This window comes from Roseateles sp. GW821-FHT09H10, from assembly GCF_059415865.1.
Genome location: NZ_JBWKOB010000001.1, coordinates 1201533 through 1213329, shown reverse-complemented (window position 1 = coordinate 1213329; position 11797 = coordinate 1201533). Strand labels below are relative to the sequence as shown.

Below are 11797 nucleotides of genomic sequence, written 5' to 3'. Positions count from 1 at the left end.
TGCCATGACGACCGAAAACCCCCTGCCCGAAGACGGCGCCCCCGACCCCACGGCCGCCGAACTGAACCCCGAAATCAAGATTGCCGAGCTGGAAGGCCGCCTGGCCGAGATGAGCGACGCCTATCTGCGCGCCAAGGCCGAGGCCGAGAATGCCCGCCGACGCGGTGAGGAAGATGTCGCCAAGGCCCGCAAGTTCGCGGTCGAGGCCTTTGCCGAAGCCATGCTGCCGGTGATGGACAGCCTGGAAGCGGCCATCGCCACGCCCAGCGCCACGGTCGAGACCGTGCTCGAAGGCGTGCACGCCACGCGCCGCCAGCTGTCCAGCGCGCTGGAACGCAACAAGGTGGTCGAGATCAACCCCGGCCAGGGCGCCAAGTTCGACCCCCACCAGCACCAGGCCATCTCCATGGTGCCGGCACCGGGCCAGGAGTCCAACACGGTGGTCACCGTGTTGCAAAAGGGCTTCCTGATCGCCGACCGCGTGCTGCGTCCGGCGCTTGTGACCGTGTCGGCTCCCAAGTAATTCACAACCCGCCGCCCTTGAAGGACGGCGAGTTATCCACAAATCGAAAACATCAACAAATCTTCAGGAGTTCCACATGGGAAAGATCATCGGCATTGACTTGGGCACCACGAATTCGTGCGTGGCCGTCATGGAAGGCAACACCACCCGCGTCATCGAGAACGCCGAAGGTGCCCGCACCACGCCGTCCATCATTGCCTACCAGGAAGACGGCGAGATCCTCGTCGGCGCCTCGGCCAAGCGCCAGTCGGTGACCAACCCGAAGAACACGCTGTACGCCGTCAAGCGCCTGATCGGCCGCAAGTTCTCCGAAAAGGAAGTGCAGAAGGACATCGACCTGATGCCCTACACCATCGCCGCCGCCGACAACGGCGACGCCTGGGTGGAAGTGCGCGGCAAGAAGTTCGCGCCTCCCCAGGTCTCGGCCGAAGTGCTGCGCAAGATGAAGAAGACGGCCGAGGACTACCTCGGCGAGGAAGTGACCGAGGCCGTCATCACGGTGCCGGCCTACTTCAACGACGCCCAGCGCCAGGCCACCAAGGACGCCGGCCGCATTGCCGGCCTGGACGTCAAGCGCATCATCAACGAGCCCACCGCCGCGGCCCTGGCCTTCGGCCTGGACAAGCATGGCAAGGGCGACCGCAAGATCGCCGTCTATGACCTCGGCGGCGGCACCTTCGACGTGTCCATCATCGAGATCGCCGACGTGGACGGCGAGATGCAGTTCGAAGTGCTGTCGACCAACGGCGACACCTTCCTGGGCGGCGAAGACTTCGACCAGCGCATCATCGATTTCATCGTCACCGAGTTCAAGAAGGAACAAGGCGTCGACCTGACCAAGGACGTGCTGGCCCTGCAGCGCCTGAAGGAAGCCGCCGAAAAGGCCAAGATCGAGCTGTCCAACAGCGCGCAGACCGACGTCAACCTGCCCTACATCACGGCAGACGGGACCGGCCCCAAGCACCTGAACGTCAAGCTGACCCGCGCCAAGCTGGAGTCCCTGGTCGACGAGCTGATCGAACGCACCATCGCCCCTTGCCGCACCGCGGTGAAGGACGCCGGCGTCGCGCTGAGCGACATCGACGACGTCATCCTGGTCGGCGGCATGACCCGCATGCCCAAGGTGCAGGACAAGGTCAAGGAGTTCTTCGGCAAGGACCCGCGCCGTGACGTGAACCCCGACGAGGCCGTGGCCGTCGGCGCCGCCATCCAGGGCCAGGTCCTGGGCGGCGAGCGCAAGGACGTGCTGCTGCTGGACGTCACCCCGCTGAGCCTGGGCATCGAGACCCTGGGCGGCGTGATGACGAAGATGATCAAGAAGAACACGACCATCCCGACCAAGTTCAGCCAGACCTTCTCCACCGCCGACGACAACCAGCCGGCCGTGACCATCAAGGTCTACCAGGGCGAGCGCGAGCTGGCCCAGGCCAACAAGTCGCTGGGCGAGTTCAACCTCGAAGGCATCCCGCCGGCCCCGCGCGGCGTGCCCCAGATCGAGGTCAGCTTCGACATCGACGCCAACGGCATCCTGCACGTCGGCGCCAAGGACAAGGGCACCGGCAAGGAAAACAAGATCACCATCAAGGCGAACTCGGGCCTGTCCGAAGCCGAGATCGAGAAGATGGTCAAGGACGCCGAAGCCAATGCGGCCGAGGACAAGAAGAAGGTCGAGCTGGTGCAGGCCCGCAACCAGGCCGACGGCTTGGTGCACAGCGTGCGCAAGTCGCTGAGCGAGCACGGTGACAAGCTGGAAGCTGCCGAGAAGGAAGCGATCGAGGCCGCCGCCAAGGACCTGGAAGAAGCCATCCAGGGCGACGACCAGGCCGCCATCGAGGCCAAGACCGAAACCCTGATGACGGCCAGCCAGAAGCTGGGCGAGAAGGTCTACGCCGACCAGCAGGCCGCACAAGCCGCAGCAGGTGCCGCAGCCGGTGCTGCCGAGCAGCCGCAGGCCGCGCCGCAAGGCGATGCGCCCAAGCGCCCGGCCGACGACAACGTCGTGGATGCCGAGTTCAAGGAAGTCAAGGACAACAAGTAATCCTTCGATGACTTCAACGGCCCGGGAGCACTCCAGAGTGCCCTCGGGCTTTTTCCCTTGAAAAGAGAAGCAGCAAGCATGGCTTCCAAGCGCGATTACTACGAAATCCTCGGCGTTGCCAAGAACGCCTCCGAGGACGACATCAAGAAGGCCTACCGCAAGCTGGCCATGAAGCACCACCCCGACCGCAACCAGGGCGACGGGGCGAAGAAGGCCGAGGAACAGTTCAAGGAGGCCAAGGAGGCCTACGAGATGCTGTCGGACGGCCAGAAGCGTGCGGCCTATGACCAATACGGCCATGCCGGCGTCGACCCCAACATGGGTGCCGGCCGCGGCGGCCCGGGCGCGGAGGGCTTTGGCGGCTTCGCCGAGGCCTTCGGCGACATCTTCGGCGACATCTTCGGCGGCCAGGGGGGCCAGCGCCGTGGCGGCGGTGGCCAGCAGGTCTACCGCGGCAGCGACCTCAGCTACGCGATGGAGATCACGCTCGAGGAAGCGGCCCGCGGCAAGGAAACGCAGATCCGCATCCCCAGCTGGGAGAGCTGCGAGACCTGCTCCGGCACCGGCGCCAAGCCCGGCACCAGCGCCAAGACCTGCGGGTCATGTCAGGGCTCGGGCACGGTGCATATGCGCCAGGGCTTCTTCAGCATCCAGCAGACCTGCCCACATTGCCATGGCAGCGGCAAGATCATTCCCGACCCCTGCACGACCTGCAACGGCCAGGGCAAGGTCAAGAAGCAGAAGACGCTGGAGGTCAAGATCCCGGCCGGCATCAACGAGGGCATGCGCATCCGCTCGGCGGGCAATGGCGAGCCCGGCGTGAACGGCGGCCCGGCGGGCGACCTCTACATCGAGATCCGCATCAAGCAGCACGAGATCTTCGAGCGCGACGGCGACGACCTGCATTGCACGATGCCAGTCTCCCTGGTCACGGCGGCCCTGGGCGGCAACATCGAGGTGCCGACGCTTGGCGGCAAGGCCGAGATCGAGCTGCCCGAAGGCACGCAGCACGGCAAGACCTTCCGCCTGCGCGGCAAAGGCATCAAGGGCGTGCGCTCCAGCTACCCCGGCGACCTCTACTGCCACATTGCCGTCGAGACGCCGGTCAAGCTCACCGAGCACCAGAAGAAGCTGCTCAAGGAGCTCGACGAGTCGCTGAAGAAGGGCGGCGAGAAGCACTCGCCGAACGCCAAGACCTGGACGGACCGGGTCAAGGACCTGTTCAAGTAAGTCCTTCGCTTGCGCGCCTAAGCCGTGGTCCCGCAAGGGTCCGCGGCTTTTTTCTGCGCGCTTCCTGCTCGTAACGCGAAGCCTCCCTGCGTCTTAAGTCACGGCAGGCAGCGCCGACACACGCAAACAAGGTCTCCCGGCTTGACGAGGAAACCCTAAAGTCCATCAATCGTCACACCGATGACTCATAAGTGATTCGATCTGCGCGCTTCCCGCTCACAGTCCACGGCTTTGCGCCGGGGAGGGAGCCCGCATGTTCCTGATGGATCAGACCATCCAGGAAGCGTCGGCGCTGATCATCGACAGCAACGCCAATTCGCGCAGCCTGATGTCGGCGCAGTTGCGCGACCTCGGCGTCGGCACGGTCAAGCAGACCCCGCGCGTCAAGGACGCCCGCGTGATGCTGGAGCACCAGACCTTCGACATCGTGCTGTGCGACTACCACTTCGACAGCAGCGACACCTCGGGCCAGGACCTGCTGGACGAGCTGCGCCGCGAAGGCCTGCTGCCCTATTCCACCGTGTTCGTCATGGTGACCAGCGAGGCCACCTACGCCAAGGTGGCCGAGGCCGCGGAAGCGGCGCTGGACGCCTATCTGATCAAGCCCTACACCAGCGCCAACCTGGCCGAGCGCCTGGCCAGCGCGCGGGCGCGCAAGCGCATCCTGAAGGGCATCTTCGAGGCCATCGAGAACCAGGACTTCGAGACCGCGGCCAACCTCTGCCTGGCGCGCTTCGAGGCCAAGGACAAATACTGGCTCTACGCCGCCCGCATCGGCGCCGAGCTGCTGCTGCGCCTGAAGCGCTTCGACGACGCCAAGACGCTGTACGAAGCCATCATCGCCGCCAAGACCGTGCCCTGGGCCCGCCTGGGCGTGGCGCGCACCGAAGTGGCCAGCGGCAATCTGCAGAAGGCCCGCCGCACGCTGGAAAACCTGATCGGCGAACTGCCCGACTACGCCGACTCCCATGACCTGATGGGCCATGTGCAGATGGAACAGGGCGACCTCGGCGAGGCGCTCAAGACCTACCAGACCGCCGCGACGCTGACGCCGGGCTGCCTGCTTCGCCTGCAGCGCTGCGGCACCCTGGGCTTCTACGCCGGCCAGCGCGCCGAGGCGCTGAAGATGCTGGAGCGCGCCATGTCGCAGGGCCTGCGCTCCAAGCTCTTCGACATGCTCAGCCTCATCCTGATCGGGCTGATGCGCTTCGATGCCAAGGACTTCAAGGGCTTCAAGTACACCCATGACTCGCTGATCGCGGCGCTGGAACGCGCGCCGGGCTCCATCCGCCTGCAGCGCTTCGACCTGGTCTTCCGCGGCCTGGCCTGCCTGCTGGAGCGCCGCGTCGGCCAGGCGCTGGTCATCGCGCGCGAGTTCACCGACCATGCCGATGCTGGCAATTTCGACCTCGAGGCCGCCTCGCTGCTGACGGCCCTGTGGGTGCGCCTGTCCAGCCAGGAGGTCGAACTCGAGGAGATGATGCCCATCCTGAAGGGCCTGGGTACGCGCCACTGCACGGCCAAGGCCAGCACCGAGATCCTGGTGTCCATGTCAGAGGGCCATCAGGGCGCGGCCGATCAGTTCCGCGACTGCCACCACCAGATCTTCAACGTCGCCGAGACGGCGATGCGCTATTCGCTGCGAGGCAGCGCCAAGGCCGCCGTCGAACTGCTGATCCAGCAGGGCGAGACGACACGCAACGCCAAGCTCATCGACATGGCCGGCCTGGTGCTCAGGCGCCATGCCGAGAAGATCGAGGGTGCCGAAGGCCTGGCCGAGCGCATCGAAGATCTGCACGGCCGCTATGTCAAGCCGATGACCGGCGCGCCCAGCAAGGCGCGCGCCGCCGGCGGCGTCACGCTGCGCACGGCGACGGCCCCGGTCGCGGCCTGAGCTGACCCGCCGCTGTCGGCCGTTCAGGCGCCGACTGAAAGCCCCCGCGGAGCCGCGAGAATTCGCGCCGCTCCCGCTGCCTTCCTGCTTCCTCGCATGCTCCTGCTCAAGCGCCTGCTGGCCTGGTTCCAGCCCGACACCTCGCGTCCCCTGACCCAGGCCTGGCTGGCCGCGCTGTGGATGGGCCTGGCTGCCAACTGGCCGCTGTGGCAGCAGCTGCAGACCCTGCCTGGCATCGGCATCGGCTTCACGCTCGCCTTCGCCGGCATGGTGACGGCGGCGACCGGCGCCGTGCTCAGCCTGCTGGCCTGGCCCCGCCTCATCAAGGGCGTGCTGGTCTTCCTGCTGCTGGCCGCCGGCGCCCTGGCCTATTTCATCGGCAGCTACGGCATCGTCTTCGACCCCACCATGGTCGTGAACATGGTGCAGACCGACGTGCGCGAAACGCGCGACCTGCTGAGCTGGCGGCTGCTCGTGAGCCTGGCGCTGCTGGGCGCCCTGCCCGCCTGGTGGCTGCTGCGCCGGCCTGCGGCACCGCCACAGGCCTGGCCGAAGCGCCTGGGCGGCAATCTGGCGGCCTTCGGCCTGGCGATCGTCGTCATGGTGCTGCTGGCGCTCAGTGTCTTCGCGACGCTGTCATCGACGATGCGCAACCACAAGAGCATCCGCTACATGGTCACGCCGTTGAACGCCGTCTATTCGGTCAGCACCGCCGCCGTGCGCAGCCTGTCCGGCCCCAAGGGCCCGCCGGCCGTCATCGGCGCGGACGCGCGCCTGCTGCCGCGCGGCGACGGCGCCAAGCCGCCCTTGCTGCTGCTGGTCGTCGGTGAAACCGCCAGGGCGATGAACTTCAGCCTGAATGGCTATGCGCGGCCCACCAACCCGGAGCTGTCCAGGCTGCCCGTGTTGAGCCTGCGCCAGGTGACGTCCTGCGGCACGGCCACGGCCGCGTCCCTGCCCTGCATGTTCGCGCCGCAGGGGCGCGTCGACTTCGACGCCGGCAAGCCGCAGGAGAACCTGCTGGACGTGCTGCAGCGCGCCGGCCTGGCCGTGCTGTGGCTGGACAACCAGAGCGGCTGCAAGGGCCTGTGCGACCGCGTGCCCAACAGCTTCACTGCCAAGCTGCCGGCCGGCGCCGCGCCGCTGCCTGCCGGCCTGTGCGACGGCGAGGAATGCTTCGACGAAGCGCTGCTGCACGAACTCGACAAGCGCATCGCGGCCCTGGACCCCGAACGCCTCAAGCGCGGCCTCGTCCTCGTCATGCACCAGATGGGCAGCCATGGCCCCGCCTACTTCAAGCGCTCCCCGCCCGACCTCAAGCCCTTCCAGCCCGAATGCCGCAGCAACGAACTGCAGCAATGCCCGCGCGAGCAGGTCGTCAACGGCTATGACAACACCCTCGTGACCACCGACCGCCTGCTGGCCCGCTCCATCACCTGGCTGCAGACGCAGCAGGCCTTCGACGTCGGCATGCTCTATGTGTCCGACCACGGCGAGTCCCTGGGCGAGAACGGCCTCTACCTGCACGGCATGCCCTTTGCCTTCGCGCCCGATGAGCAGACCCATGTCCCCATGATCCTGTGGACACCCGAGGGCGGCGCGCTGGCCAGCTCGCTCAAGCCCGGCTGCTGGAACGGCCTGCGCGACAAGCCCGCTTCGCATGACAACCTCTTCCATACCGTCATGGGCTGGGTGGGCGCGCGGGCGGATGTCTACCAACCCGAGCGGGATTTGCTGGCGGGCTGCCGAAGCTGAGGACCTTGCGGACCGCCCGGGCGCAGCGAGTAGCCCTGTCCTCAACTGGCTAAAACAGATCGCCCTGGGCCGAAGGCTTTCGGGGCTTCTGAAAGAGCGCCAGCTGCACGGGCCTTCGCTCCGTCCTCAACCCCAGCTTGGCCACCACCCGCCGCAGGCGCGCGCGCAGCAGGTCGGCCCAGATGCCCTCGCCGCTGAAGCGCGTGCCGAAGCGGGCGTCGTTGTCCTTGCCACCACGCATGTCGCGGATGCGGGCCATCACGCGGTCGGCGCGCTCGGGGAAATGGCGCTGCAGCCAGTCCTGGAACAGCGGGTTGACCTCCCACGGCAGACGGATCGGGATGCTGAAGGCTGAGCTGGCGCCCGCGGCCGCAGCCGCTTCCAGGATGTGCTCCAGCTCGGGCTCGTTGATGAAGGGAATGATGGGCGACACGCTGACGCCCACCGGCACACCGGCTGAAGCGAGTGCCTGGATGGTGCGCAGCCGCCGCGCCGGCGCCGCGGCGCGCGGCTCGAGGATGCGGGCCAATTCGTTGTCCAGCGTCGTGATGGACAGATAGACCGAGACCAGCCCTTGCGCCGCCATCGGCGCGATCAGGTCGAGCTCGCGTTCGATGCCGCTGCTCTTGGTGACGACGGAGAAGGGATGGCTGGTTTGCGCCAGCACTTCGACGACGCGCCGCGTGATGCCCAGCTTGCGCTCGATGGGTTGGTAAGCATCGGTCGCCGTGCCCAGCACCAGAGACTTGGGCACATACCGCGAGCCCGCCAGCGCCTCGCGCAGCCGCTCGGCCGCATTGACCTTGGCGACGATGCGGGTCTCGAAGTCCAGGCCCGGCGACAGGTTGAGATAGCTGTGCGTCGGCCGCGCAAAACAGTAGATGCAGCCGTGCTCGCAACCTCGATAGGGGTTGATGGAGTAGTCGAATGAGATGTCGGGCGACTGGTTGCTGGTGACGATGGTTTTGGCCATCTCCTCGATGACCTCGGTGGCCGGCGGCAGATGCTCCTCGGCGGCTTCCTGGTCCAGCGAGCCCCAGCCGTCGTCGTACTGCTCGCGCTCGCGCCGCTCGAAGCGATGCGGCATGGCCGTCGCCGTGCCGCGGCCCTTGATGGAGTCCAGGGTGACGAGGCCGGGCTGGGCGGCAGCGATGCGGATGCGAGCGGGCGACATGCTGTAAATATATACAGTATTTGGAGCCACTTCCAGGCAAACGCCGGCGCCTTCAAGGGATGGTCGCGCCCGCCGGCTTGCGTAGAGTGCACCCGATGCCCCATCCGCTTGCGCGGCGCCTGCCGCCGATCCTTTTCTCCCTGGCCGCGACCTGCGGCGCCGCATCCCCCCTGCCCTCGCCCGGCAACTACCGCATCGACGGCGAAGCCCATCTGCGCAGCGGCAGCGGCCCCCTGCTGGCCGAGCGCATCGAGCGCTGGGACGGCAGCAATGGCAACCGCGTCGTCACCACGCTGGCCGGCGGCCGTTCGCATCAGCAGACCTATGCGGGCACGGAGCCGGTGACCTGGTGCGTGTCGGGCGTCTCCGTATCGCCGAACCAGATGCCCGACCGCTGCAGGACGCGCTGGTGGCCGGCCCAGGGCGGTGCCGAACTGCATGCCGAATGCCAGGCCGGACGGCTGCAGGAACGCTGGAAGCAGATCGACGCCAGGACCTGGGAAAGGCAGATGAGTTTCACGCCGGCGCCAGGCGTTGGCGGCGGCGATCCCGCGGCCACGCTGGCCCTGGTCGAGAAAGGCCTGTCGCCCGCCGAGGCGGCCACGGCCCGCGCGGCCATCGCCGCGCTGCCTTCGGCCCAGCAACGGGCTGACGCCATGGCACCGGTCTACGAGAAGATCCACGAGACCATCCGCAACGGCACGCCGGAACAGGCGGCCGAGGCGCGCCAGCAGCTGGCGGCGCTGCAGGCCGCCCAGGGTGGCGGAGGTGGCGTGCTCTGGGCCACGACGCTGACCGAGCGCTGGACGCGCATCGCCGACAGCTGCAAGCCGCCGCGCAGGCCTTGAAGCGCCACCGGGGCCGACGTCCTTAGACTCTCGGCCGGATGAATATTTCGCAAGCTCTCCCCGGCGTGCCCGCCCGCCTGCGCGACCAGCGCGACTACCTGCACCTGCTGGCCGCCCGCGTGACCGGCGGCGCGGCCAACCAGATGCTGATGGTGGCCCTGGGCTGGCAGATGTACGACCTGACCGCCAGCGCCTGGGACCTGGGCCTGGTCGGCCTCGCGCAGTTCCTTCCCGCCCTGCTGCTGACGCTGCCCGCCGGGCATGTCGTGGACCAGCATGACCGGCGCCTGCTGCTGGCCGCCAGCCTGGGGCTGCAGCTCGTCGCGGCGGCCTTCCTGACCCTGGGCAGCGCCGGCGCCTGGGTGGGGCCGAACATGATCCTGCTGCTGTCCGTGCTGCTGGGTTGCGCCCGCGCGCTGCAGATGCCCTCGCAGCAGGCCCTGATGCCGACCCTGGTGCCGCCCGAGCTGCTGCCGCGCGCGGTGGCCGCGGCGAGCTCGACGATGCAGGTCTCCATCATCGCGGGCCCGGCCCTGGGCGGCGCCCTCTACGCCCTCGGCCCCTGGGCGACGGGCGCGGCCGCCCGCGGCGACGCGGCGCATTGGGGTGCGGCCATCGTCTATGGCGTCTCGCTGCTGCTGCTGGCCAGCGCCATCGCCAGCGTGCTGACCATCCGCCACCGCGCCGCCCAGCCGCGCCGCGCGGCGCCCGACCTCGCCCAGCTGACGGCCGGCATCCGCTTCATCTGGCAGCGCCCCGTCGTGCTCGGCGCCATCTCGCTGGACCTGTTCGCCGTGCTGCTCGGCGGCGCGACGGCCCTGCTGCCCATCTTCGCCAAGGACATCCTGCACACCGGCCCCGAGGGCCTGGGCCTGCTGCGCTCGGCCCCTGCGTTAGGCGCCGTCGTCGTCGGCGTCTGGCTGGCCCGCCACCCCATCGCGCGCCGGGCCGGCCACTGGCTGCTGGGCGCCGTGGCCGTGTTCGGCCTGAGCATGATCGCCTTCGCGCTGACGCGGTCCTTCCTGGTCGCCTTCATCGTGCTGGCCATCAGCGGCGCGGCCGACATGTTCAGCGTCGTCATCCGCCAGTCCCTGGTGCAGCTCGAAACCCCGGACGAGATGCGCGGCCGCGTCGGCGCGGTGAACTCGGTCTTCATCGGCGCGAGCAACCAGCTGGGCGAGTTCGAATCCGGCGCCACGGCCGCCCTGCTCGGCCCGGTGGGCTCGGTGCTGCTCGGCGGCATCGGCACGCTGGCCGTCGTCGCGCTGTGGTTCAAGCTCTTCCCGGCGCTGGCGCAGCGCGACCGGCTAGTCCAGTGAGGCGTTGGCGCGCTTGATGACGCCGGCGTACTTGGCCGACTCGGCCGCGACGAAAGCCGCAAATTGCTCGCGCGTGACCGGGAAGGGCTCGTAGCCCAGGGCCGCATAACGGTCCTTGATATCGGGCTCGGCCAGCGCGGCCTCGAGGTCCTGGCGCAGCTTGTCGGCCACGGCCTTGGGCACGGCGCGCGGTGCGGCGATGGTCGTCCAGCCCGTTACCTCGTAGCCCGCCGGGCCCTGGGATTCGGCCACCGTCGGCAGGTCCGGGAAGGCCGGATGCCGCTTGGGCGCCGTGACGGCGATGAACCTCAGCTTGCCGGCGCGCTGCAGCGGCCCGGCCGTCGCCAGCGAGCCCAGCGCGAAGCTCAGCTCCCCGTTGGCCACGCCGGTATAGAGCAGCGAGGTCTCCTTGTAGATGACGTGCTGCATCTGCGTGCCGCTCATGGCCTCCAACAGGGCCGAGCCCAGATGGACCGGATTGCCCACCGACCAGGAGCCGTAGTTCAGCTGGCCGGGGCGGGCCCTGGCGTCGGCCAGGATGTCGCCCACCGTCTTGTAGGGGCTGTTGGCCGCCACGGCGACGAAGAAATAGGTGCGGAACAGCGGCGCCAGCGGCTCGAAGTCGCGGGCCGGGTCGTAGGGCAGCTTCTTGAACAGATGCGGGTAGGCCACCAAGTGGACGTTGTCGAGCTGGATCAGCTCGCTGCCGTCGGCGGCGCCGCGCTTGAAGGCGTCGATGGCGATGAAGCCGTTGCCGCCGGGCCGGTTCTCGACGATGACCGGCTGGCTCCAGCGCCTTTGCAGCTTCTCGGCCAGCACGCGCAGCACAGCCTCCGGGCCGGCGCCTGCCGGGAAAGGCGTCAGGATGCGCGTCTGCCTTGCGGCATCGGCCGCCCAAGCTGGCCCAACGGTGCCTGCGGCCAGCAACGACCCCAGATAGCCCAACACCGCGCGGCGCGACTCTTCCATGCTCGTCATCTCGCTTGTCTCCTGTTCAGGCATGGGACGGGCCCAGC

At 68.3% G+C, this 11797-nt stretch carries 9 protein-coding genes; 7 read left to right on the top strand and 2 right to left on the bottom strand.

Annotated elements, in window-relative coordinates; genetic code table 11:
- Positions 1-4: 4 nt before the first annotated feature.
- The 5 genes from grpE to AC07OY_RS05565 all read left to right on the top strand — a co-directional run bounded on the left by grpE (position 5) and on the right by AC07OY_RS05565 (position 7440).
- The gene (gene grpE, locus AC07OY_RS05585; protein WP_495041524.1) at positions 5-523 is read left to right on the top strand and encodes a nucleotide exchange factor GrpE; all 519 of its coding nucleotides are present in this window, start codon (positions 5-7) and stop codon (positions 521-523) included.
- Between the two features lie 76 nt (positions 524-599).
- Positions 600-2561, top strand: a complete 1962-nt coding sequence (gene dnaK, locus AC07OY_RS05580) for a molecular chaperone DnaK (protein WP_495041523.1) — start codon at positions 600-602, stop codon at positions 2559-2561.
- Between the two features lie 78 nt (positions 2562-2639).
- The gene (dnaJ, locus tag AC07OY_RS05575; protein WP_495041522.1) at positions 2640-3791 is read left to right on the top strand and encodes a molecular chaperone DnaJ; all 1152 of its coding nucleotides are present in this window, start codon (positions 2640-2642) and stop codon (positions 3789-3791) included.
- Positions 3792-4044: 253 nt separating this feature from the next.
- Positions 4045-5685 (top strand): response regulator, encoded by a 1641-nt coding sequence (locus tag AC07OY_RS05570; protein ID WP_495041521.1) that lies wholly within the window; start codon positions 4045-4047, stop codon positions 5683-5685.
- Positions 5686-5781: 96 nt separating this feature from the next.
- Complete coding sequence (locus tag AC07OY_RS05565; protein WP_495041520.1) at positions 5782-7440, top strand: phosphoethanolamine transferase; 1659 nt, start codon at positions 5782-5784, stop codon at positions 7438-7440.
- 49 nt (positions 7441-7489) lie between these two features.
- Here AC07OY_RS05565 and AC07OY_RS05560 read toward each other — a convergent pair whose 3' ends face one another.
- Entirely contained in the window at positions 7490-8614 is a 1125-nt protein-coding gene (locus AC07OY_RS05560) for a PA0069 family radical SAM protein (protein WP_495041519.1), read from the bottom strand.
- Between the two features lie 95 nt (positions 8615-8709).
- Here AC07OY_RS05560 and AC07OY_RS05555 point away from each other — a divergent pair, with 95 nt between their 5' ends.
- Entirely contained in the window at positions 8710-9462 is a 753-nt protein-coding gene (locus AC07OY_RS05555; protein ID WP_495041518.1) for a hypothetical protein, read from the top strand.
- Positions 9463-9500: 38 nt separating this feature from the next.
- Positions 9501-10781 carry an MFS transporter gene (locus AC07OY_RS05550; protein ID WP_495041517.1) on the top strand — a complete coding sequence of 427 codons (1281 nt, stop codon included), beginning with the start codon at positions 9501-9503 and terminating at the stop codon, positions 10779-10781.
- Here AC07OY_RS05550 and AC07OY_RS05545 read toward each other — a convergent pair.
- A complete protein-coding gene (locus AC07OY_RS05545; RefSeq protein ID WP_495041516.1) occupies positions 10770-11759 on the bottom strand; it encodes a Bug family tripartite tricarboxylate transporter substrate binding protein in 990 nt (329 codons plus the stop codon). The two genes, AC07OY_RS05550 and AC07OY_RS05545, sit on opposite strands and share 12 nt — an antisense overlap.
- Between the last annotated feature and the right edge of the window lie 38 nt (positions 11760-11797).